This window comes from Bradyrhizobium iriomotense, assembly GCF_018129405.1.
Classification (GTDB): domain Bacteria; phylum Pseudomonadota; class Alphaproteobacteria; order Rhizobiales; family Xanthobacteraceae; genus Bradyrhizobium; species Bradyrhizobium iriomotense_B.
This window is the reverse complement of the sequence record NZ_JAFCLP010000002.1, coordinates 299,937-322,035: the sequence shown is the minus strand read 5'-3', so window position 1 is coordinate 322,035 and position 22,099 is coordinate 299,937. Positions and strand designations below refer to the sequence as shown.

Genomic DNA, 22,099 nt, shown 5'->3' with positions numbered 1-22,099 from the left:
TGCCTTCTGAGCGAAGCGGGGGATTATTCCCGCCGCCGTTGAAAGCGGAAAAACCGCAAGGCGCTCAGAAGGGGACTTCATTCCATGACCGATCTCAATCGTCGTCACCTGCTCGCAGGCGTCGCCGCCGTCGGTGCGGCTGCCGCCACCGGACTTCGCCCGACCATTGCCAATGCCTCAGTGCCGCCGGCCGGGACGCAGGTGCCGGGCTTCTATCGCTACAAGGTCGGCAGCTACGAGTGCACCTCGATCAACGACGGCGCGCGCACCTTCCCGATGCCCGACAAGTTCGTCGTCAATGCGCCGAAGGAAGAAGCCGCGGCCGCCGGCGAAGCCGCTTACATGCCCAAGGGCATGGTCACGGTGCCGTTCAATCCGCAACTCATCAACACCGGCTCCAAGCTCGTGCTGATCGATACCGGCAACGGCGTCGCCAATCTCGAGCCGAGCAAGGGGGCCGTCGGCCGCACGCTTCAAAACCTTGCCGCCGCCGGCGTCGACCCGAAGAGCATCGACGTCGTGCTGCTGTCGCATCTGCATCCCGACCACACCAACGGCATCCGTCTCGCCGACGGCGCGCTCGCGTTCCCGAACGCCGAGATCATGGTGCCGGGCAAGGACTGGGAGTTCTGGACCAGCGAGGACAACGTCGCCAAGGCCGAGTCCAATCCGATGATGAAGAACTACTTCGCCAACGTGAAGAAGACCTTCGCCGGGCTCGAGTCCAAGGTCACCAAGTACGAGTGGGGCAAGGAGGTCGCGCCCGGCATCACCTCGATCGCGACGCCGGGCCATACGCCCGGCCACACCTCGTTCGCGGTCGCCTCGGGCGATGCGAAGGTGCTGATCCAGTCCGACGTCACCAACATCCCGGAATTCTTCCTGCGCAATCCGGACTGGCACGTGATGTTCGACACCGACGCCGTGTTGGCGCAGGCGACGCGCCACAAGTTCTACGACATGGCGGCGGCGGAGAAGGCCACCGTGATCGGCTTCCACTTCACCTTCCCCTCGGTCGGCCATGTCGAGAAGGACGGGGCCAAATATCGCCTGATCCCGTCGGCCTGGAATCCGACGATCTGATCCGGGTTCGAGATTTGCGCGAAAGATCGGGCCGCCGCTTGGCGGCCTGATTGTTTTGATCGTAGCCCGGATGAAGCGCAGCGTAATCCGGGATCGTGCCGCAAGCTACATGTGCCCCGGATTACGCTTCGCTCCATCCGGGCTACGGTAGCAGGGCCTCAACGTCTGCTTTCGCGAAACGCAGCGTTTCCAAATCGGACCGGTTCATGCACTTGCATCCATCGATCCGGATCGCTTAAGTGCCGCACGGCACTTCCCCTCAAGGTTTCAAGGACACCCCATGGCCTACAATATCGTCGTCATCGCCGGCAGCCTGCGCAAAGACAGCTTTTCGCTGAAGCTTGCCAATGCGCTCGCCAAGCTCGCGCCGGCCTCGCTCAAGCTCGAGGTCATCACGCCGGCGGGCATCTCCTTCTTCAATCAGGACCTCGAGGCCGCGCCGCCCGCGGACTGGCTGACCTTCCGCGACAAGCTCCAGAAGTCCGACGGCGTCATCTTCATCACCCCCGAATACAACCGCGCCATTCCGGGCGCCCTGAAGAACGCCATCGACGTCGCCTCGCGGCCCTATGGCAAGAGCTCGTTCAATGGCAAGCCGGTCGGCATCATCTCGAACTCGCCGGGACCGCTCGGTGGCGTCAGCGCGGCCAAGACGCTGCAGAACATCCTGCCCGGCATCGCCGGTCCGATCATGCAGCAGCCCGAGACCTACCTGAACGCCGTCGGCGATGCCTTCGATGCGGAAGGCAACCTCACCAAGGACTCGCTGAAGGGTGTGCTTCAGGCCTACATCGATGCCTTCGCTGCGCACGTGGCGAAGCATCACGGGTGAGGCTGAACGGCCAGCCGATAGGTTTGTCATTCCGGGGCGGCTCGAAGAGCCGAACCCGGAATCTCGAGATTCTCAGGTGCGCAATTGCGCACCAGAGTTCGATGCTGCGCATCGCCCCGGAATGACAGCTTGCTCAAAATTAGCGTTCCCTTAACCAAGCTGCCCCATCTTCCCAAGATGGTCTCCCGCGCGCGCCTGAAATCGATCCTGACCGGTCTTGCCCTCTATGCGATGGCGGCCGCCATCGTCGGCTATTTCGGCGTCAACGCCTATACCGGCAAATACGGCCTCAACGCGCGCCAGGAACTCGACCAGGAGATCATCGCGCTAACGAGCGAGCTGGCGCAGCTCAAGCGCGAGCGCGCCAGGAGCGAGCAGCGCGTCTCGCTGCTGCGCACCTCGAGAATCGATCCGGACATGCTGGACGAGCGGGCCCGGTTCCAGCTCGACTACGTCAATCCGCATGATCTCGTCCGGATGATCCCCCCGAACTAGCGTTTTCGCGCCATTCGAAACTGGCCTCGAAAGCTGGCTCGGACCGGCAGTTGCTTCTCCATCACACCAAGGTCGCAAGGCGGCCGCCTTGACGGGGCTGCGCCGGCGGGGGCACGGCTTGTGCGGCGCGCTGCCCCCAAAATTGACGAGGATCAATCCGGCGGCGTCGGCACGTCTTAAGAATGCCACCCGGAGGAAACGGTGATGAATGGGCAAGCCCCCCAGCATCACGCGGCCCGTGTCGAGGCCGCCATCGCATCAGGCCAGGCGGCTCGCTCCGCGCTCGTGGCCTCTTGGCGCCGTTCGTCCCGATTGCATCATCTCGACCCCTCCGGCCGCGGCCTGCCGAAGCGGCTGACAGAGGTGGAACTCCGCGAGGCGCGCGAGCGCATCGCGCCGCTGCTGGCCGCTGCGCAAGGCGCCATGGACCGGCTCTACCAGGCGGTGGGTGCCGCCGGCTGCTGCGTGCTGCTCGCCGACGGCGAGGGGGTGCCGGTCGACCGTCGCGGCACGCCCGCGGACGATGCGACGTTCCAATCCTGGGGCCTGTGGACCGGCGCGCTCTGGAGCGAGGAGCACGAGGGCACCAACGGCATCGGCACCTGTGTCGTCGAGCAGCGGCCGCTGACGATCGACCGAGACCAACACTTCTTCACCCGCAACACACTTCTGAGCTGCACCGCCGTTCCGATCTACGACCACGAGGCGGCCTTTGCCGGTGTGCTCGACGTCTCCTCCTGCCGCGCCGACCGTACCGATGCGTTTTCCAGTCTGATCGCGCTGGCGGCGGGCGAGGCGGCCAAACGTATCGAGGCCGACCTGTTCCGCCGCGCCTTCGCCCATGCCCGCATCGTGCTGACGCCGGCTGCGGACGGACAGTGCGGCGGCCTCGTGGCCGTCGATGGGGACGATCTCGTGATCGGCGCGACCCGCTCCGCCCGGGTGGGACTTGGTATTGGACTTGGGATCGCGCCCGGCCGCCCGTTGCGGCCAGTGCCCGCGGCCGATCTGCTCGGCGGCGATATCGCGCGCGACCACCTCGCCGGCGGTCAGCGCGCAGTGTTGCAGCGGGCGCTGCTCCGCGCGGGCGGCAATGTTTCCGCCGCCGCCAAGGCCCTCGGCGTCAGCCGCGCCACGCTGCACCGCAAGCTCAAGCGGTTCGAGCTGAGCCACTGAGCCGTTGTTTCCTCCAATGACGGGTGCCCGCATCATCTGTCGCAGAACTGCGACAGGTCCGCTCCGCCATCGTTTTTCCCCGGGCTGACAGAAAACATCTCCCGCATCATCGTCGGCGCAAGTCGTGAACACACGACGACAATCGCAAACAGCAACATCGGGAGTGATCAATGAACAAGGTGGAATTCCTGGGCGTCGCCCAGCATCCCTTCGCCGAACGCTATGACAATTTCATCGGCGGCAAGTTCGTCGCGCCGGCTGCCGGCAAGTATTTCGACAATGCTTCGCCCGTGAACGGCCAGATCGTCTGCAAGATCGCGCGCTCCGACGCGCAGGACGTCGAGGCGGCCCTCGACGCGGCGCATGCCGCCAAGGGCGCCTGGGGCCGCGCCAGCGTCGCCGAGCGCGCCGCGATCCTGAACAAGATCGCCGACCGCATGGAAGAGAATCTCGAGCGCCTCGCGGTTGCCGAGACCTGGGACAACGGCAAGCCGATCCGTGAGACCCGCGCCGCCGACCTGCCGCTCGCGATCGACCATTTCCGCTATTTCGCCGGCGTGGTACGCGCCCAGGAAGGCTCGATCGGCGAGATCGATCACGACACCATCGCCTATCATTTCCACGAGCCGCTCGGCGTGGTCGGCCAGATCATTCCCTGGAACTTCCCGCTGCTGATGGCCTGCTGGAAGCTTGCGCCTGCGCTGGCCGCCGGCAATTGCGTGGTGCTCAAGCCCGCCGAGCAGACCCCGGCCTCGATCATGGTCTGGGCCGAGATCATCGCCGACCTGCTGCCGCCGGGCGTGCTCAACATCGTCAACGGTTTCGGCCTCGAGGCCGGCAAGCCGCTGGCGTCCAGCCCGCGCATTGCCAAGATCGCCTTCACCGGCGAGACCACGACGGGCCGGCTGATCATGCAATATGCCAGCCAGAACCTCATCCCGGTCACGCTGGAGCTCGGCGGCAAGTCGCCCAACATCTTCTTCAAGGATGTCACCGCCGAGGACGACGACTTCTTCGACAAGGCGATCGAGGGCTTCGTCATGTTCGCGCTGAACCAGGGCGAGGTTTGCACCTGCCCGAGCCGGGCGCTGGTCCACGCCGACATCTACGACCGCTTCATGGAGCGGGCGCTGAAGCGCGTCGCCGCGATCAAGCAGGGCGATCCGCGCGTGGCCGACACCATGATCGGCGCGCAGGCCTCGAGCGAGCAGCTCGCAAAGATCCTCTCCTATATCGACATCGGCAAGCAGGAGGGCGCCAAGGTGCTGGCCGGCGGCGGTCGCGCCGAGCTCGGCGGCGATCTCGCCAAGGGCTTCTATGTCCAGCCGACGGTGTTCGAGGGCCACAACAAGATGCGCATCTTCCAGGAGGAGATCTTCGGCCCGGTCGTCTCGGTTACGACCTTCAAGACCGATGACGAGGCGCTCGCGATCGCCAACGACACGCTCTATGGCCTCGGGGCCGGCGTCTGGAGCCGCGATGCCAACCGCTGCTACCGCTTCGGCCGCGCGATCCAGGCCGGCCGGGTCTGGACCAACTGCTACCATGCCTATCCCGCGCATGCGGCCTTCGGCGGCTACAAGCAGTCGGGTGTCGGTCGCGAGACCCACAAGATGATGCTCGATCACTACCAGCAGACCAAGAATCTCCTGGTCAGCTACAGCCCGAAGAAGCTCGGCTTCTTCTGATCGGCAAGATCTGATCGGAGGAGAGGGCGGCGCCGTTTCGGCGTCGCCCGTTCCAAATGTCGGGATTTGGTTGACCGGGCGTTTCTTGACGCGGCCACGAATCTGCGCGTGCCGTTCCCCGGCAGCAATTTGTTGCCCGATCAGCGCCAAACATTTTGCAATATTACGATCACGTTGCAGTGCGGCATAATGAAAGTCGTGGCATGCCGCCGCGGTGCTTTCCAAGGGCGTTTGACTTGGGTTAGAGAGGGCGAAAGTTTTCTCTGACCCGGAATTCCCATGGCCGCACCCAAGAAAGCCGCCGCAGGCGCTGCACAGGACAAAACCGACGGCGGTTCGCCCCCGGAATTCACCAGGGAGCAGGAGCTCAAGGCGCTCCGCGAGATGCTCCTGATCCGGCGGTTCGAGGAAAAGGCCGGCCAGCTCTACGGCATGGGCGCCATCGGCGGCTTCTGCCATCTCTATATCGGCCAGGAGGCCGTGGTGGTCGGCATGCAGATGGCCCTGAAGGAGGGCGATCAGGTCATCACCGGCTATCGTGATCACGGCCATATGCTTGCCACCGGCATGGAGGCCAACGGCGTCATGGCCGAGCTCACGGGCCGCCGCGGCGGCTATTCCAAGGGCAAGGGCGGCTCCATGCACATGTTCAGCAAGGAGAAGCACTTCTACGGCGGCCACGGCATCGTCGGCGCCCAGGTCTCGCTCGGCACGGGCCTCGCCTTCGCCAACCACTATCGCGGCAACGGCAATGTCAGCGTCACCTATTTCGGCGACGGCGCGGCCAACCAGGGCCAGGTCTATGAGAGCTTCAACATGGCGGAGCTCTGGAAGCTGCCGGTGATCTACGTCATCGAGAACAACCGCTACGCCATGGGCACCGCGGTCTCGCGCGCCTCGGCCCAGCAGGATTTCTCCAAGCGCGGCGTGTCCTTCAACATCCCCGGCAAGCAGGTCGACGGCATGGACGTCCGCGCCGTGAAGGCGGCGGGCGAGGAGGCGGCGGCCTGGTGCCGTGCCGGTAAAGGCCCCTTCATCCTGGAAATGCAGACCTACCGCTATCGCGGGCATTCGATGTCCGACCCTGCAAAATATCGCACGCGCGAGGAGGTCGAGAAGATCCGCCACGACCAGGACCCGATCGAGCAGGTGCGCAATCGCCTGCTCGCTGCCAAGGTCAGCGAGGCCGACCTCAAGGCGATCGACGCCGAGGTGCGCGACATCGTCAACGCGTCCGCCGACTTTGCCCAGCATGATCCCGAGCCGGATGCCGCCGAGCTCTGGACCGACGTTTACCGCTGAACGCGCGCAAGCTTTCTTTTGGAGTCGATATGCCAATTCAAGTGCTGATGCCCGCGTTGTCGCCCACGATGGAGAAGGGCAACCTCGCCAAGTGGCTGAAAAAAGAGGGCGAGACGATCAAGTCAGGTGACGTGATCGCCGAGATCGAGACCGACAAGGCGACCATGGAGGTCGAGGCGACCGACGAGGGCACGCTCGGCAAGATCCTGATTCCCGAGGGCACCGCCGACGTCGCGGTGAACACGCCGATCGCGACGATTCTCGCTGATGGTGAGAGCGCGGCTGATCTTGCGAAAGCACCTGCACCGGCCGCGAAGTCTGCCGAGTCCGCGCCGCCCGCCGCAGCGAAGGCCGAAGCGCCCGCGCCCAAGGCCGCGCCCGCTCCGCAGGCCGTTGCCGAGCCCGATCCCGAAGTGCCCGCCGGCACCGAGATGGTGACGCAGACCATCCGTGAAGCCTTGCGCGACGCCATGGCCGAAGAGATGCGCCGCGACGCGGACGTCTTCGTGATGGGTGAAGAGGTCGCCGAATATCAGGGCGCCTACAAGGTCACCCAGGGCCTCCTCCAGGAATTTGGCGCCAAGCGCGTCATCGACACCCCGATCACTGAGCACGGCTTTGCCGGCGTCGGCGTCGGTGCCGCCATGACCGGGCTGAAGCCGATCGTCGAGTTCATGACCTTCAACTTCGCCATGCAGGCGATCGACCAGATCATCAACTCCGCGGCCAAGACGCTCTACATGTCCGGCGGCCAGATGGGCTGCTCGATCGTGTTCCGCGGCCCGAACGGCGCGGCTGCGCGCGTCGCCGCCCAGCACAGCCAGGACTACTCGGCCTGGTACTCGAACATTCCGGGCCTCAAGGTCGTCGCGCCGTTCTCGGCCGCCGACTACAAGGGCCTGCTCAAGGCTGCGATCCGCGACCCCAATCCGGTGATCTTCCTCGAGAACGAGGTGCTCTACGGCCACACCGGCGAAGTGCCGAAGCTCGATGATTTCATCATTCCGATCGGCAAGGCGCGCATCGTCCGCTCCGGCAGCCATGTCACCATCATCTCCTGGTCGAACGGCATGACCTATGCGCTCAAGGCCGCCGACGAGCTCGCCAAGGACGGCATCGAGGCCGAGGTGATCGATCTGCGCACGCTGCGTCCGATGGACACCGAGACCATCGTCAACTCGGTCAAGAAGACGGGCCGCGCCGTCACGGTGGAGGAGGGCTGGGCCCAGAGCGGCGTCGGCGCCGAGATCGCCGCGCGCATCATGGAGAACGCCTTCGACTATCTCGATGCGCCGGTCGCGCGGGTCTCCGGCAAGGACGTGCCGATGCCCTATGCCTCGAACCTGGAGAAGCTCGCGCTGCCCTCGGCGGCGGAAGTCGTCGGGGCCGCCAAAGCCGTCTGCTACAGGTAGACCATGGCGGGCCCGAAGGAGCAGCCACTGCCGCCCGACGTCATGACCCGCGAGGATGCGGTCGAGATCCTGCGCGTGTTCGTGCTGGATGGCGGGCTGTCGATGGCGTTCCAGCGCGCCTTCGAGGAGCCCGACATGTGGGGCCTGCTGCTCGTCGATCTCGCCCGCCACGCCGCGCGCGCCTATGCGCGCGAGAGCGAATATACCGAGGAGGACGCGCTGAACCGGATCCTCGACATGTTCCAGGCCGAGATCGAGCGTCCCACGGACACCGGCACCACGACGCCGCGGGGGAAGGGGCACTGAAAGTGGCGATCGAATCCTACCACTTCGACTTCATGCTGGAGGCGATCCGCGAGGCGGAAACCTCGATCGCGCAGGGCGGTTTGCCGATCGGCGCCGTACTGACGCGCGACAACAAGATCATCGCCCGCGGCCACAATAACCGCGTGCAGGAGAACAACGTGATCCTGCACGGCGAGATGAGCTGCCTGCGCGAAGCCGGCGCGATCACGTTCCACGACACCGTCATGTACACCACGCTGTCGCCATGCTCGATGTGCGCCGGCGCGCTCGCGCTGTTCAAGGTCAAGCTGGTGGTGATCGGGGAGTCCGTCACCTTCCCGGGCTCCAAGGACATCCTCGACAAGTTCGGCATCCCCTGGATCGACCTTGCCGACGACCGCTCCATCACCATGATGAAGAATTGGCGTTCCATCCCTGCCAATGAGCGCCTGTGGCAGGGCGACATCGGCAACTAAACCTGGTCTGTTCGTCTCCGCTGTCGGAGACGACGTTTTGCAAAGTTCTTCTTGAGGTCAGCATGCCCATCAACATCCTGATGCCCGCTCTCTCGCCGACGATGGAGAAGGGCAACCTCGCCAAGTGGCTGAAGAAGGAAGGCGACAAGGTCAAATCCGGCGACGTCATCGCCGAGATCGAGACCGACAAGGCGACCATGGAGGTCGAGGCGATCGACGAGGGCACGATCGCCAAGATCCTGGTGCCCGAGGGCACGCAGGACGTTCCGGTCAACGACGTGATCGCCGTGCTCGCCGGCGAAGGCGAGGACGTGAAGGCCGCCGGCAGCGCCAAGCCCAGCGCTTCGGCCGCGCCGCCGAAGGCTGCTGAGGCTCCCGCTGCCGCACCGGCTCCCGCGCCGGCCGCTCCCAAGGCCGCACCGCCGGCTCCTGCGCCGCAGGCGGCAGCGCCGGCTGCGCAAAGCAACGGCCATGGCGGCCGCGTATTCTCGTCGCCGCTGGCCCGCCGTCTGGCCAAGGATGCCGGCATCGATGTCTCGATGATATCAGGTAGCGGCCCGCACGGCCGCGTCGTTGCCCGCGACGTCGAGCAGGCCAAGTCCGGCAAGGGCCTCAAGGCGCCCGCCGCGGCGCCGTCAGGCGCGCCCGCGATCGCGCCGACCATGTCGGACAAGCAGATCCTGTCGTTGTTCGAGCCGGGCTCCTACGACATCGTCCCGCACGACGGCATGCGCCGCACCATCGCGCAGCGCCTGACCGCGTCGATCCAGAACGTCCCGCACTTCTATCTCACCATCGACTGCGACATCGGCAAGCTGCTCGTCGCCCGCGAGGAGATCAATGCGGCTGCTCCCAAGGACAAGGAGAAGAAGCCGCTCTACAAGATCTCGGTCAACGACTTCGTCATCAAGGCGATGGCGGTCGCGCTGCAGAAGATCCCGAACTGCAATGTGAGCTGGACCGAGAGTGGCATGGTCAAGCACCATCATTCCGACGTCGGCGTTGCCGTGGCGATGCCGGGCGGCCTGATCACGCCGATCATCCGCAAGGCCGAGACCAAGACGCTGTCGACCATCTCCAACGAGATGAAGGATTTTGCCGCGCGGGCCCGCTCGCGCAAGCTGAAGCCCGAGGAGTACCAGGGCGGCACCACGGCCGTTTCCAACCTCGGCATGTACGGCATCAGCCACTTCACCGCCGTGATCAACCCGCCGCATGCGACCATCCTCGCGGTCGGCACCAGCGAGGAGCGGCCGGTCGTCCGTGGCGGCAAGATCGAGATCGCGCACATGATGAGCGTGACCCTGTCCTGCGATCACCGCGCCATCGACGGCGCGCTCGGCGCCGAGCTGATCGGCGCTTTCAAGCAGCTGATCGAAAATCCTGTGATGATGATGGTCTGACGCGGCGGCAGAGGGGGCAATTTTGCATGTCCGGACCCGCTGGCCATGGATATCGCTGCTGCTTGGAGCCGTCGTCGCGCTCAACCCGGTTGGGCTCGATTTTCTTCACTCTGCGTTCTTTGCCGGTGAGCAACTGGCACGGAACATCGCCCAGCCCATCGTGCTCACCGCGCTGGCCATCATGGTCCTCGCGGTGCTGCTCGAATGGCTGGTGAGGTCTTTTCTGGTCAAGCGCCGCGCCCGCGGCGACTCTTGAGTTGAACGGGAGCCGACATGGCCGACACATCCTTCGACGTCATCATCATCGGCTCCGGTCCCGGCGGCTATGTCACCGCGATCCGCGCCGCGCAGCTCGGTCTCAAGACGGCGATCGTCGAAAAATCTTATCTCGGCGGCATCTGCCTGAACTGGGGCTGCATTCCGACCAAGGCGCTGCTGCGTTCGGCCGAGATCTATCATTACATGCAGCACGCCAAGGACTACGGCCTGTCGGCGGAGAAGGTCTCGTTCGATCCGAAGGCCGTGGTGCAGCGCTCGCGCGGCGTCTCCAAGCGGCTGAACGACGGCGTCGGCTTCCTGATGAAGAAGAACAAGGTCAGCGTGATCTGGGGCGCGGCCTCGATCGACGCGCCCGGCAAGGTCACGGTGAAGAAGTCCGACGTCGAGGGCCCGAAGGGCGCGCTGGGCGAAGGGACCTACCAGGCCAAGCACATCATCGTCGCGACCGGCGCACGGCCGCGCGTGTTGCCGGGGCTTGAGCCCGACAAGAAGCTGATCTGGACCTATTTCGAGGCGATGGTGCCGGAGCGGATGCCGAAGTCGCTGCTGGTGGTCGGCTCCGGCGCGATCGGCATCGAGTTCGCCTCCTTCTTCCACACCATGGGCTCTGACGTCACCGTCGTCGAGGTGCTGCCGCAGATCCTGCCCGTCGAGGATGCCGAGATCGCGGGCCTTGCGCGCAAGCGCTTCGAGAAGCAGGGCATCAAGATCATGTCCTCGACCAAGGTGACGAAGCTTGAGAAGAAGGCCGACAGCGTCGTCGCCACCATCGACGACGGCAAGGGCAAGCCCGTCACCACCGAATTCGAGCGCGTGATCTCGGCGGTCGGCGTCGTCGGCAACATCGAGAATCTCGGCTTGGAAAAGCTGGGTGTCAAAACCGACCGCGGCTGCATCGTGATCGACGGCTACGGCAAGACCAATGTCCCCGGCATCTACGCCATCGGCGACGTCTCTGGTCCCCCGATGCTCGCGCACAAGGCCGAGCACGAGGGCGTGATCTGCGTCGAGGCGATCAAGGGCCTGCACCCGCATCCCATGGACAAGAACATGATCCCGGGCTGCACCTATTGCCACCCGCAGGTCGCCTCGGTCGGCCTGACGGAAGCCAAGGCCAAGGAGAACGGCCGCGAGATCCGCGTCGGCCGCTTCCCCTTCGTCGGCAACGGCAAGGCGATCGCACTCGGCGAGGATCAGGGCCTGGTCAAGGTCATCTTCGACAAGAAGACCGGCCAGCTGCTCGGCGCCCACATGGTCGGCGCGGAGGTGACCGAGCTGATCCAGGGCTACGTCGTCGCCATGAACCTGGAGACCACGGAAGAAGAACTGATGCACACGGTGTTCCCGCATCCGACCCTGTCGGAGATGATGAAGGAAGCCGTGCTGGACGCGTATGGACGGGTGTTGAATATCTGACCGTCGCTGCGCTCGCAATGACGAGCGGAGAGAGCCGTTTGCAGAATAAGAAGGAAATCATCCCATGCACGACAACGACAATCTCACCATCGAACGCCCGACCTTCGTCACACATCTTGAATGTGCGATGGAGGGCGATCATTACGCCGCCGATCAGGTCCACAATCTCTCCAAGGCCGGCAAGCCGCTGCTGGTGCGCTACGACCTCGCGGGCGTGAAGAAGGCGCTGACCAAGGACGCACTCGCCCAGCGGCCCGGCGACATGTGGCGCTACCGCGAGCTGCTGCCGGTGCGCAAATGCAAGGACATCGTCTCGCTCGGCGAGGTCACCACGCCGCTGATCCGGCTGCCGAAGCTCGGGAAGAAGCTCGGCGGCGGCGAGATCATCGTGAAGGACGAGGGACGCCTGCCGACCGGCTCGTTCAAGGCCCGCGGCCTCGTGATGGCGGTGTCTATGGGCAAGGCGCTCGGCATCAAGCACATGGCGATGCCGACCAACGGCAATGCCGGCGCAGCGCTCGCTGCCTACGCCACGTCCTGCGGTATCAAGACCACGATCTTCTGCCCGGCCGATACGCCTGAGGTGAATGTCAGCGAGATCGAGCTCCAGGGCGCGACCGTCTACCGGGTCAACGGCTATATCGACGATTGCGGCAAGATCGTCGGCGAGGGGAAAGCAAAGGTCGGCTGGTTCGACACCTCGACGCTGAAGGAGCCGTACCGCATCGAGGGCAAGAAGACGATGGGCCTGGAGCTCGCCGAGCAGCTCGGCTGGGACGTGCCCGACGTGATCTTCTATCCGACCGGCGGCGGCACCGGCCTGATCGGCATGTGGAAGGCGTTCGACGAGCTCGAGAAGATCGGCTTCATTGGAAGCAAGCGCCCGCGCATGGTCGCGGTGCAGGCCTCGGGCTGCGCGCCGATGGTGCGGGCTTACGACGCCGGCACCGAGCATGCGACGCGCTGGGAGGACGCTCACACCATTGCGTCGGGCATCCGCGTGCCGCAGGCGATCGGCGATTTTCTCATTCTGCGCGCGGTGCGCGAGAGCAAGGGTTTTGCCATTGCGGTCGACGACGACAAGATCTCGGCGGCGCTGAACGAGGTCGCGCGCGAGGAGGGGCTGCTGCTGTGCCCGGAGGGCGCCGCCACCTACGCCGCCTACAAGGAGAGCCTTGCCGACGGCCGCGTCAGCAAGACCGATCGCGTGATGCTGTTCAACTGCGCGACCGGCCTGAAATATCCGCTGCCGCCGGTCACTCGCACGCTCGATCGCCACAAGCCGATCGACTACGCGCAGTTCTAGCGCCGCGCAAAAGAGGCTGCGGGCGAGCTCGTAGTTCTCCCTCGCCCCGCTTGCGGGGAGAGGGTTGGGGTGAGAGGGAGTCTCCGCGGGGACGGTGACAGCTGAATTTGCGGAAGCTCCTCACCCGAATTGGCGCCGCGCACGAATTCGACCTCTCCCCGCAAGCGGGGCGAGGTGAAGAAAAAAACAACAAAGACATCGCTGGGGAGAACACAATGAAGAAGGCCGTCTGGGCCGGACTGATCGGTATTCTCGCTATTGCAAGCGCCGCGCGCGCCGACGACTATCCTTCGCGCCCCATCATCATCATCGTTCCCTTTGCGGCCGGCGGCCCGTCGGATGCGATGGCGCGCGTGCTCGCCGAGCGGATGCGGACCTCGCTCGGCCAGCCGCTGGTGATCGAGAACGTCACTGGCGCGGGCGGCTCGATCGGCGTCGGGCGAGCCGCGCAATCGCCGCCCGACGGTTACACCATCTCCTTCGGCCATCTCGGCACCCATGTCGCCAACGGCGCCGTCTACAAGCTCAGCTACGATCTCGTCACGGACCTCCAACCCGTGGTGCTGCTGCCGAGCAATCCGATGATCGTGGTCAGCAAGAATGCGGTGCCCGCGACCTCGCTGAAAGAACTGATCGAATGGCTGAAGTCGCGGCCGTCGCCGCCGACCGCCGGCACGGCCGGCGCAGGGTCCGGCAGCCACATCGCCGGCGTTTATTTCGAGAGCGTGTCCGGCATCAAGCTGCAATACGTCCCGTACCGCGGCACCGCGCCTGCGCTGAACGACCTGATCGCCGGCCAGATCGATATCATCGTCGACCAGACCTCCAACTCCATCAACCAGGTCCGCGCTGGCACCATCCGCGCCTACGCCATCACCGACAACAAGCGCCTCGCCTCCGCGCCCGATATCCCGACTGCGCAGGAGGCGGGCCTGAAAGGCTTCAACATGACACTGTGGTCGGGCATGTGGGTGCCGAAGGGCACGCCGAAGGAGATCGTGGCGAAGCTCAACGCCGCGGCCGTGGAGGCGCTGAACGATCCCGCCGTGAAGAAGCAGCTCGAAAGCCAGGGTCTTGAGATGACGCCGCAGGACCAGCTCACCCCAGAGGCGCTTGGTGCGCGGCAAAAGGCCGAGATCGCAAAATGGTGGCCGATCATCAAGGCGGCCAACATCAAGGTGGATTGAGGGCCACGCAGCCCACAATGTCCCGGCCGTGGGGACCGGCGGGATGCGGCGCTGCCGCATCACATCGTGGCCTCACCGGCGTCAGACAATGCCGTCTCCAGGCACTCGATCAGGGCTCGCGTTGAAAACGGCTTGGCGAGAAAGCAGATCGCGCCGGCCTTCAGCGCGCGGTCGCGCACGGCCTCGTCCGGAAAGGCCGTCATGAAGATGAAGGGCGTGATGCGCCCGAGGCCGCGCATATGGGTCAACAGCTCGACACCGCTCATGGCCGACATCTGCACGTCCGCGATCACGCAGGAGGTCGCCTCCAGTTCGGCGGATTGGAGAAATTCGTGAGCGGAGCCAAAGGTGTAGACCGTGTATCCTCGCGACGTCAGGAGGTTGTTCGTCGCAAGACGAACGGAGGGATCATCATCAATGACGGAAATGATCGAAGACACTGACAAGATGATCGCTCCTGCAACGGGGGAGCCGCCGGCCGCGGTTCAGCCGCTTGAGGGAAGGTGGGCCACAAGAGCGAGCTTGGAAAGCATACTTAGGTTTGCAGGTGACCCCTATTGCGCGGGATTCCGAGCGCGTCCGTCATTCTGACGAGATCGGCCAACGACTTCGCCCCCATTTTCCGCATGATCTGCCCGCGATAGATCTTCACGGTGATTTCGGCCAATCCGAGCTCGGCGGCGACCTGCTTGTTCATCAGGCCGGATGCAACCAGGGCGAGGACGTCGCGCTCGCGTGCCGTCAGCCCCTCGAAACGGGATCGCACACCCGAGATCGACTTCTCGGCATCGCGCCGCTTGCGATCCCGTTCGATCGCCGCTTGCACCGCATCCAGCATGTCCTGGTCGCGCACCGGTTTGGTCAGAAAATCGACGGCGCCGCTTTTCATGGCTCTCACGGTCATGGGGATATCGCCGTGACCGGTGATGAAGATAATGGGCGTGTGAATATTGGCCTTGGCGAGGTCGGCCTGGAGGTCGAGGCCGCTCAAGCCCGGCAGGCGGATGTCGAGCACGAGGCAACTGGGGACCGCAGGCGGTTTGGCTTCCATGATCTCCGCCGCCGAACTGAAGGCTTCGACCTTGAGACCGACCGATTGAAAGAGATTGGTGAGCGCACGGCGCATCGACGGATCGTCATCGACGATCAGGACGATCGGATCGCCGGCGCTCCCCTCGGTCTGCTTGGCATGGTCGGTCACGACGTGTCCTTGTGTGGCAAGGGCAGGGCGATCTGGAATGTTGCACCGCGCCCCTCATTTTGAAAGGCCGAAAGCCGACCCGCGTGAGCCTCGATGATCGATCGGCAGATCGAGAGTCCCATTCCCAGACCGCCCGATTTCGTCGTGAAGAAGGGGGTGAAGATGCGCTCCTTGACGTCTTTGCCGAGGCCGATACCGCGGTCCGTCACGGTGAGGAGCAGGCGGTCGTCGTCGTCGTCCGCCCGGCACGAGCGGATCGCCACCTCGCGCGGGCGGTCGACATTGCCCTGCATCGCTTCGATGCCGTTCATCACCAGGTTGATCAGCACCTGCTGGAGCTGGATCCGGTCGCCGCAGATCTGCGGCAGGTCGGATGCCAACTCCATCCGCACCGACACCGCATGGGTCGCGAGCTCGCGCCGAACGAGCGCCACTGCCTCCCTGACGACCTGGTTGATGTCGAGTGGAACGACTTCGATCTCGGTCTTCTTCGCAAGTGCCCTGATCCGGCGGATCACCTCGCTCGCCCGATGGGCGTCCTCGACGATCCATTCGGCGGAACGGCGCGCGGCCTTCAGATCGGCCGGTTCGCGGTCGAGCCAGGCCATGCAGGCGTCCGCATTGGAGATCACCGCGGCAAGAGGCTGGGTGATTTCGTGGGCAATCGAGGTGGTCAGCTCGCCGAGCGTCGTGACGCGCGTGACATGGGCGAGTTCGCCTTGCGCTTTGCGCAGCGCCTCTTCCGCCTGTTCGACGCGGATCGCCGCCGTGATGTCGCTGCTGACGCCGCGATAGCCGAGAAAATTGCCCTGGGCGTCATGGAAGGGCTTGCCGCTGGTGCGCACGTAGATTGGAGAGCCATTACGATCCCTGCTGCGGTAGATCAGATCGCGGAACGGAAGGCGGGCATCGAGCGCCGCGCGATGCTGCTCCCACTTCTCCGGCTCAAGCTCCGAATCGGGTGGAATGACCCAACTGGTCAGGCCGATCCAGCCCGTCGGCGCGGCGCTGGAGGTATCGGCATGTTCCGATATCCGCGTGATGCGGTGGTCCGGGCCGGTCTCCCAGAACCAGTCCGATGCGGTTTCGGCATAGTCGCGGAATCGCTGCTCGGATGCCTTGAGCTCGTCGAACGCCTTATGCAGCGCATCCTTTGCCGCGAGCTGCTCGGTGACGTCCACGTGCGTACCGATGATTTCCCTCACCTCGCCGTCGTGGCCTAACACGGGATGTCCCTCGCTGTGGACGCGCCTGATCGAACCGTCGGGGCGGGCAATCCGGAAGTCGATCTGGAAGGGCTGCTTCTGCCTGATAGCTTCGCGCTCCATCTCGACAATGCGCTGAAAGTCCTCCGGCAGGATACGTTGCTGAAAAGCCCGGGCGGGAACATCGATTTGGTCCGGCTCGAACCCGAACAGGCGGTAGAGTTCAGCCGATCGGTAGGCGAACTCCTGACGATGAACGTCCCAGGCCCAGCTGCTCGTATGGCTGAGGCGTTGGGCTTCACTCAAATAGGCTTCGCTGCGACGCAGCCTCTGTTCCGCTTCCTTGGCAATCGTGACATCGGTCACCGCCCCGACGAACTCGATGCGCCCCGATGGATGTCGAACCACGCGCGCCACGGAATGGAGATATTTGACCGATCCGTCGGGCATCAGCAGGCGGTATTCGTGGTCGAAATCCTCCGCCCGGCGGTAGGCCCGATCAAGGGTGCTGCGAACCCTATCGCGGTCCTCCGGATGGATGCGCTGAAAGACGAAGCGCAGGGTCGGCTTCGTCGCCGGGTCGCACTGGAAGATGCGGAAGGTCTCCCTCGACCAGACGGCTTCGCCGGTCGCGAAGTGCAGGCCGAAGCTGCCGGTGTGGCTCAATTCCTGAGCCTGGGCGAGATAGGCCTCGCTCTGCCGCAGCGCATCCTCCGCCTCCTTGCGCTGGGTAATGTTCTCGCAGGCGACCAGCAGGATCGGCGTGCCGTCGCCGCGCAGCATCGCCTTGGCGTTTTCACGGACCCAGAGCACCGAGCCGTCCTTCCGGAACTTGCGAATTTCCCAGGTGTGCGACTGGTTCACGGTCTTAAGGCACAAGGCGACGCATTGACGAACGAAGTCGTGGTCTTCCTCGAAGAAGACGTTCAGCACGGATTGGCCGATCAGTTCGTCCGTCGTGTAGCCCAGTTGTGCGGCGCCGAATGTATTGACGTTGAGCACCGTTCCGGCCGGATCGACCATGAAGTACATGACCGGATTGTGCTCGAACACCTCGCGCCATTGCTTCATGGCGTCACGCAGATCGGTGTTCTGCCGCGCGGCGTCTGCGACCGCGGGCCCGTCCTTCTCACCGTTGCCGAATGATCGAAGCGCCGCAAGGCCGCCGAGCAGGAATTGTGCGGCCGAATTCCCGATTTTCATGATCTGGCCAGGCATCATCGCAAGCGTCCGGCTCGCCAGCGTCAAGGCGAGTAGAGCACTTTGCCATAGTAGGGGCAATTCCCTCCGACCAAAGTCGAACTCTCGGCAGAATTCCCGATTGCCGTGCAGCTTGCGCGCGTTGCGCCGTCTCGTTGCGCAGGTGGGGCGGAGGTCCGGAAAACTACGGCACAAACCTACGTATAGCTCGCACAACCCTAGTTCTAGCGCACATTTACCTCCGTACAATTGAGCGGGGCGTTGCGAGGAGCCTAGTCTTGCGGCCAATCGAGAGGAGACGATTGCGGAGCACAAATTGCCGAAAAGCTCGGCGTGTTGCCCCCAAAAGAGCCAGGCTCTGCGTCCCAACGATTGAGAAGCCGCATTTTCCGTGACGACCGTGGCGACCCCTGCATTTGCGCACGAGGAAGCCAGGACCCCAAGAGGTCAAGAGGAGAGGATGATGTGCGATAGCCCCGAGTATTCCGAGCGCCGTCCCGAGTCCAAAGGCTGTGCCGTCTGTGCCGGGAAGTTTGGCCTGATCCGATACTACTCCTGGCGGACGCCGCTCTGCTCGCGGAAATGTCTCGACCGCTTCAGGGCGCGTCGCGAACGCGACCGCAGCTGGCTGTTCCGATGTCAGGCGGCATGACGATCGGCTGCCGCACCTAGCCCGTCAGGCCATTTCTTCGTCCGGAGGCTGTGAGTTGAACCGTGGCTGCAAGCTCCTGTTGGCGATCGCGCTGCCGCTTCCGCTGCTGACGGGCGTGAAGGCCGATGAAGTCGCACGGGATGGTTCGCATCGTCACCATCCGCCTCAGGATCAGCTGCTGCACGAGAAGTTCTATTCGAACTGGCACATGCCGGACAACCCGGTTCTGAGCTGCTGCAACAATGCGGATTGCTACCCGACCGAGATACGCTACGTCGACGGCAGGATCTACGCGCGGCGCCGGGAGGACGGGAAATACATCCTGATTCCGTCCCAGAAGGTCGAGCGCAACAGGGACAATCCCGACGGCCGCAACCATATCTGCGCGCCGCCGCCGTCCGCCTCTCTGGTCGACACGGTCTACTGCTTCGCGCTGGGAGGTGCCACGTGAGATTCATATTGGTGAACGGCAGGACCCCGTTCCGCAAGACGTCGTGCCTGTGGTGCTGCGAGGAGATCGAGGGCGGCTATCTGCGCGACGCCAGGACACTGCTGCGCTACTGCGGCTACGAATGCTACGCGATTCACCAGGAAGCAGCGTCGTTGATCGAGGCGCGTACGCGCGCGGCATCCTGAGCAGAGAGGCCGGCGGGACGCATCGGCGGAGATTCCATCGGCAGGAGAGGACACGGCATTGAGATTCATGCTCGTCAATCAGGAACATCCTCGCCACGGCGCCGTCTGCAGTGCATGCGACCGGCCGCTGGGTTCGAGTTACGTCCGGCATGTGTCCAAGCAAGAGCGATATTGCGACTACGATTGCTACCGCCAGCAGACGGCCATGAACATGCTGTGGCCCCGCAGCCCGTTCGAGGCGATCGCGGTGCTGACGGCAATCGCGAGCTTGAGCTGGATGATTCAGATGGGCGCGCTGTCGCGCTCATTGGCCGAGGCCTATCTGCGCGAGTACGACCTTCTGATCACGGAAGGAGGTGACCGCTAGCTGCTCGATGCCGGCCGCGCAGAGTCGTCGGCCGCAGTCACCGCGTCCAGCCCGCGCCGCATCCAGCCCCGGCGGTCGCGAGGCTAGGGCGACGGGGCTGCGGCCGATACCGTTGGCTCCGCGCTCACTTCCTGCGTCGTGACGCGCTGCTCGGATTTCGAGGCGACCATGCCGCTGCTCTCGAACCTTGCGCGGTAGACCAGCACGTTCTCCATCACGCGCTGGACGTAATTGCGCGTCTCCGACAGCGGGATGCGCTCGACCCAGTCGACCGGATCGACATTGGGATCCCTGGGGTCGCCGCGCGCCTGCACCCATTCGCGCACCCGGCCACGGCCGGCATTGTAGCCGGCGAAGGTCATGATCTGGTTGCCGCGATATTCCGACAGCAGCGCGCTGAGTTCGGCCGCGCCCATCTGCGTGTTGTAGACGGGATCGGAGACCATCCTGTCCCAGTCATAGGTCAGGCCGAAGCGTTTTGCGGTGTCGCGGCCTGCTTCCGGCGTCACCTGCATCAGCCCGACCGCATTGGCGGGCGACTTGTCGCGCTGGTCGAACGAGCTCTCGGTGCGTGCCACCGAGTAGATCACGCTGGTCTCGATCGCGGGGGCGACCTGCTTGTGCTCGGGGATGCCGATGGTCGGGAAGGCGTAATGGTCGAGCGCGAGCCCGCGCGCCAGCGCCGACTTGCCGACCTCCAGCATCACGCGCGCATCGTTGCGCCGTCCGGCGAGCTCGCCGAGCGCTTCGAGCGCTGCGACGTCGGTGCTCTCCTTGGCAAAATCCTCGGCATAGTAGAACACCATGTCACGCTCGCCGATCCCGTAGAGCATGTCGGCGGCGCGCACGCGATCGTCGGCAGGTGGTGTGTCGGCAGATGCCAGAACCGGCGACGGCGCACGCAGCTCGATACGGTCGAGCCCGAGCTTGGTGCGGGCGAGCTGGCCGTAATAGGCGGTCGAATAGCGCGCGGCGGCCTTGTAGCTCGTGCGGGCGTCGGCGGTCGCGCCCATGGCTTCCGCCGCACGGCCGCGCCAGTAATGCGCGCGCGACAGCGCGATCGGATTGGCCGAGCCCTCGTCGATCGCAGCGAAATGCACCATCGCCGTCCTGGGCTCGTTGAGGTAGCGCAGCGCGATCCAGCCGCACATGAAGTGATAGTCGACGCGGTAGACTTCCTTCTCGGGCACCGCCGCGGCGCGGACCACGTCGTAAGCGGTCTTGAACTTGCCCTGGTCGAGCAGCTTGCGCGCCAGGAGGCGACGCTCGCGCCACCAGGCGTCGGTGTCCTGCGCCGCCATCGTGTCGGGCGCGGCGGCGAGGATCACCTCGGCCGCATCGTCGATGCGGTCCTTCTGGAGGTGCCATTGCGCGCGGCACAGCACATAGCCGAGATCGCGGCGCGCCTCGCTCGCGACGTCGTCGAGATAGTCCTTGGCCTTGTTCGCCTTGCCGGTGACGGCGGCGCAGGCCTTGACGATCGCGAGTGCATCCTCGCCGAGCCGTTTTGCCGCGCGCCTTGCGCCGGCGTAGTCCTTGGCGCCGAGCCGCCTGTCCATGCGGGCGCGATGATCGTCGGCGTTCAGCAGATCGCGGAACGCCTCGTAGGAATCTTCCTCGCTGCGCTCGGAGAGCTCGTCCGTGCGCCAGGCCTCGCGCACGAGCCGCGCGGCCCTGTCGGTCTCGCCTTCGTTGAGCAGCACGCGGGCGAGCGCGAACTTGCCCTTGGCGCTGGTCGGGCGGTCCATCGTGAATTTGTGCACGGTGGCGGCGTCGGTCTTCTCCTGCCACAGCCGGGCCTCGGCGCGGCGGCGCAGAAGCGCGCTGCTCGGCCAGTCCGGGTTGGCGGCGAGGAAGCCGGCGTAGCGCTTGAAATTCGCGGTGCTCTCGGAGTGGCGCAGCATGAACCAGTCGGCGAGCTTCTGCCCGGCGGGGTCGGCGATGCGGTCGCGCGCCGCGCTGGCGTCGTCGGTCTTGCCCTTGCGCGCCAGATCGATCGCGTCCTTCAGCGCGGCGAGATCGCCGGTGAGCGGCGGGGCGGCCGGCTTGTCCGCGGGCTCGTCGTCCTGCTTCTTCGACTTGCGCTTGGCCTCGGCATGCTTGCCGTGACGGGATTTCGCCGCGGCATGGCGATGCTTGCCGGCTTTCGCCTCATGCGTCTTCTTCGACGCAGACGATTTGTGACTGCTCTTCGCCGCCAGCTCCGACGGAAGGAGGGCCAAAGCGGCCACGGCAACGACACACGCGAGCGAGCGTAGGCACTGGTTCATTGGATGGTCCCCCTGCGAAACCACTACAAACCAAGGTCCGCGATCGTATGCGGCTTGAGAATCAAAGACACCAAACGATGCCACGGCATCGTTTCGCATTTCTCACGCTGTCGCAACAATGCGGCAAAATACGGATGAGGCGAGGGAACTTCCGCAAAGGAGAAAAGGGCAGGCGTTTTAACCTTTGTTAACGATTTGGGCTCGCGCGACGGTTGTGCGCGGTTTGGA

The 22,099-nt window shown here is 64.7% G+C and carries 21 protein-coding genes; 17 read left to right on the top strand and 4 right to left on the bottom strand.

The features are described 5' to 3' along the window. The first annotated feature begins 84 nt into the window (after positions 1 to 84). From JQ592_RS06225 to JQ592_RS06160, 14 genes are all read left to right on the top strand, one after another. Positions 85 to 1,083 carry an MBL fold metallo-hydrolase gene (locus JQ592_RS06225; protein ID WP_211402019.1) on the top strand — a complete coding sequence of 333 codons (999 nt, stop codon included), beginning with the start codon at positions 85 to 87 and terminating at the stop codon, positions 1,081 to 1,083. Positions 1,084 to 1,363: 280 nt separating this feature from the next. Further along, positions 1,364 to 1,915: an NADPH-dependent FMN reductase gene (locus JQ592_RS06220; RefSeq protein WP_211402018.1), complete on the top strand. Its 552-nt coding sequence runs from the start codon at positions 1,364 to 1,366 to the stop codon at positions 1,913 to 1,915. A 177-nt stretch (positions 1,916 to 2,092) separates the two neighbouring features. After that, positions 2,093 to 2,410 (top strand): FtsB family cell division protein, encoded by a 318-nt coding sequence (locus JQ592_RS06215; protein WP_130366516.1) that lies wholly within the window; start codon positions 2,093 to 2,095, stop codon positions 2,408 to 2,410. A gap of 204 nt (positions 2,411 to 2,614) precedes the next feature. Beyond that, positions 2,615 to 3,586, top strand: coding sequence for a GAF domain-containing protein (locus JQ592_RS06210; RefSeq protein WP_211402017.1), 972 nt, complete (start codon positions 2,615 to 2,617; stop codon positions 3,584 to 3,586). Positions 3,587 to 3,756: 170 nt separating this feature from the next. After that, positions 3,757 to 5,274, top strand: coding sequence for an aldehyde dehydrogenase (gene adh, locus JQ592_RS06205; protein WP_211402016.1), 1,518 nt, complete (start codon positions 3,757 to 3,759; stop codon positions 5,272 to 5,274). A 279-nt stretch (positions 5,275 to 5,553) separates the two neighbouring features. Then, positions 5,554 to 6,576, top strand: a complete 1,023-nt coding sequence (gene pdhA, locus JQ592_RS06200; protein ID WP_211402015.1) for a pyruvate dehydrogenase (acetyl-transferring) E1 component subunit alpha — start codon at positions 5,554 to 5,556, stop codon at positions 6,574 to 6,576. A gap of 29 nt (positions 6,577 to 6,605) precedes the next feature. Further along, positions 6,606 to 7,988 (top strand): pyruvate dehydrogenase complex E1 component subunit beta, encoded by a 1,383-nt coding sequence (locus tag JQ592_RS06195; protein ID WP_211402014.1) that lies wholly within the window; start codon positions 6,606 to 6,608, stop codon positions 7,986 to 7,988. Positions 7,989 to 7,991: 3 nt separating this feature from the next. After that, positions 7,992 to 8,294 (top strand): DUF5076 domain-containing protein, encoded by a 303-nt coding sequence (locus JQ592_RS06190; RefSeq protein WP_027559362.1) that lies wholly within the window; start codon positions 7,992 to 7,994, stop codon positions 8,292 to 8,294. Between the two features lie 2 nt (positions 8,295 to 8,296). Then, on the top strand, positions 8,297 to 8,749 hold the full coding sequence (locus JQ592_RS06185; RefSeq protein WP_130366521.1) for a nucleoside deaminase: 453 nt from the start codon (positions 8,297 to 8,299) through the stop codon (positions 8,747 to 8,749). A 62-nt stretch (positions 8,750 to 8,811) separates the two neighbouring features. Then, entirely contained in the window at positions 8,812 to 10,152 is a 1,341-nt protein-coding gene (locus JQ592_RS06180) for a pyruvate dehydrogenase complex dihydrolipoamide acetyltransferase (RefSeq protein WP_211402013.1), read from the top strand. 22 nt (positions 10,153 to 10,174) lie between these two features. Next, a complete protein-coding gene (locus JQ592_RS06175; RefSeq protein WP_183239024.1) occupies positions 10,175 to 10,408 on the top strand; it encodes a hypothetical protein in 234 nt (77 codons plus the stop codon). A 17-nt stretch (positions 10,409 to 10,425) separates the two neighbouring features. After that, positions 10,426 to 11,847: a dihydrolipoyl dehydrogenase gene (lpdA, locus tag JQ592_RS06170; protein ID WP_211402012.1), complete on the top strand. Its 1,422-nt coding sequence runs from the start codon at positions 10,426 to 10,428 to the stop codon at positions 11,845 to 11,847. 64 nt (positions 11,848 to 11,911) lie between these two features. Further along, on the top strand, positions 11,912 to 13,153 hold the full coding sequence (locus JQ592_RS06165) for a threonine synthase (RefSeq protein WP_211402011.1): 1,242 nt from the start codon (positions 11,912 to 11,914) through the stop codon (positions 13,151 to 13,153). Positions 13,154 to 13,368: 215 nt separating this feature from the next. Next, the gene (locus tag JQ592_RS06160) at positions 13,369 to 14,340 is read left to right on the top strand and encodes a tripartite tricarboxylate transporter substrate binding protein BugD (protein WP_211402010.1); all 972 of its coding nucleotides are present in this window, start codon (positions 13,369 to 13,371) and stop codon (positions 14,338 to 14,340) included. A gap of 59 nt (positions 14,341 to 14,399) precedes the next feature. On the opposite strand, the gene JQ592_RS06155 is transcribed toward JQ592_RS06160, so the two are convergent. The 3 genes from JQ592_RS06155 to JQ592_RS06145 form a co-directional block, all read right to left on the bottom strand. Beyond that, positions 14,400 to 14,786, bottom strand: a complete 387-nt coding sequence (locus tag JQ592_RS06155) for a response regulator transcription factor (protein ID WP_211402009.1) — start codon at positions 14,784 to 14,786, stop codon at positions 14,400 to 14,402. A gap of 89 nt (positions 14,787 to 14,875) precedes the next feature. Next, positions 14,876 to 15,541, bottom strand: a complete 666-nt coding sequence (locus JQ592_RS06150) for a response regulator transcription factor (RefSeq protein WP_211402008.1) — start codon at positions 15,539 to 15,541, stop codon at positions 14,876 to 14,878. Further along, positions 15,538 to 17,967, bottom strand: a complete 2,430-nt coding sequence (locus JQ592_RS06145) for a PAS domain-containing sensor histidine kinase (RefSeq protein WP_211402521.1) — start codon at positions 17,965 to 17,967, stop codon at positions 15,538 to 15,540. Before JQ592_RS06145 ends, JQ592_RS06150 begins: the two co-directional genes overlap by 4 nt. Before the next feature lie 710 nt (positions 17,968 to 18,677). On the opposite strand from JQ592_RS06145, the gene JQ592_RS06140 reads away from it, so the two are divergent. The 3 genes from JQ592_RS06140 (at position 18,678) to JQ592_RS38210 (ending at position 19,601) form a co-directional block, all read left to right on the top strand. Further along, entirely contained in the window at positions 18,678 to 19,049 is a 372-nt protein-coding gene (locus JQ592_RS06140; RefSeq protein WP_246820197.1) for a hypothetical protein, read from the top strand. Beyond that, positions 19,046 to 19,234: a hypothetical protein gene (locus JQ592_RS06135; RefSeq protein ID WP_211402558.1), complete on the top strand. Its 189-nt coding sequence runs from the start codon at positions 19,046 to 19,048 to the stop codon at positions 19,232 to 19,234. Before JQ592_RS06140 ends, JQ592_RS06135 begins: the two co-directional genes overlap by 4 nt. 205 nt (positions 19,235 to 19,439) lie before the next feature. Beyond that, positions 19,440 to 19,601 (top strand): hypothetical protein, encoded by a 162-nt coding sequence (locus JQ592_RS38210; RefSeq protein WP_246820195.1) that lies wholly within the window; start codon positions 19,440 to 19,442, stop codon positions 19,599 to 19,601. An 83-nt stretch (positions 19,602 to 19,684) separates the two neighbouring features. Here the strand turns inward: JQ592_RS38210 and JQ592_RS06125 are convergent, their stop codons facing one another. Next, a complete protein-coding gene (locus tag JQ592_RS06125) occupies positions 19,685 to 21,871 on the bottom strand; it encodes a lytic transglycosylase domain-containing protein (protein WP_211402006.1) in 2,187 nt (728 codons plus the stop codon). Positions 21,872 to 22,099: the final 228 nt, after the last annotated feature.

Bases quoted from the DNA above. Each gene is read 5' to 3' on its own strand.
- JQ592_RS06125 (WP_211402006.1), bottom strand. From the start codon at position 21,871: ATGAACCAGTGCCTACGCTCGCTCGCGTGTGTCGTTGCCGTGGCCGCT.
- JQ592_RS06180 (WP_211402013.1), top strand. From the start codon at position 8,812: ATGCCCATCAACATCCTGATGCCCGCTCTCTCGCCGACGATGGAGAAG.
- pdhA (WP_211402015.1), top strand. From the start codon at position 5,554: ATGGCCGCACCCAAGAAAGCCGCCGCAGGCGCTGCACAGGACAAAACC.
- JQ592_RS06195 (WP_211402014.1), top strand. From the start codon at position 6,606: ATGCCAATTCAAGTGCTGATGCCCGCGTTGTCGCCCACGATGGAGAAG.
- JQ592_RS38210 (WP_246820195.1), top strand. From the start codon at position 19,440: ATGAACATGCTGTGGCCCCGCAGCCCGTTCGAGGCGATCGCGGTGCTG.
- JQ592_RS06210 (WP_211402017.1), top strand. From the start codon at position 2,615: ATGAATGGGCAAGCCCCCCAGCATCACGCGGCCCGTGTCGAGGCCGCC.
- JQ592_RS06220 (WP_211402018.1), top strand. From the start codon at position 1,364: ATGGCCTACAATATCGTCGTCATCGCCGGCAGCCTGCGCAAAGACAGC.
- lpdA (WP_211402012.1), top strand. From the start codon at position 10,426: ATGGCCGACACATCCTTCGACGTCATCATCATCGGCTCCGGTCCCGGC.
- JQ592_RS06190 (WP_027559362.1), top strand. From the start codon at position 7,992: ATGGCGGGCCCGAAGGAGCAGCCACTGCCGCCCGACGTCATGACCCGC.
- JQ592_RS06165 (WP_211402011.1), top strand. From the start codon at position 11,912: ATGCACGACAACGACAATCTCACCATCGAACGCCCGACCTTCGTCACA.
- JQ592_RS06225 (WP_211402019.1), top strand. From the start codon at position 85: ATGACCGATCTCAATCGTCGTCACCTGCTCGCAGGCGTCGCCGCCGTC.
- JQ592_RS06145 (WP_211402521.1), bottom strand. From the start codon at position 17,967: ATGATGCCTGGCCAGATCATGAAAATCGGGAATTCGGCCGCACAATTC.
- adh (WP_211402016.1), top strand. From the start codon at position 3,757: ATGAACAAGGTGGAATTCCTGGGCGTCGCCCAGCATCCCTTCGCCGAA.
- JQ592_RS06160 (WP_211402010.1), top strand. From the start codon at position 13,369: ATGAAGAAGGCCGTCTGGGCCGGACTGATCGGTATTCTCGCTATTGCA.
- JQ592_RS06215 (WP_130366516.1), top strand. From the start codon at position 2,093: ATGGTCTCCCGCGCGCGCCTGAAATCGATCCTGACCGGTCTTGCCCTC.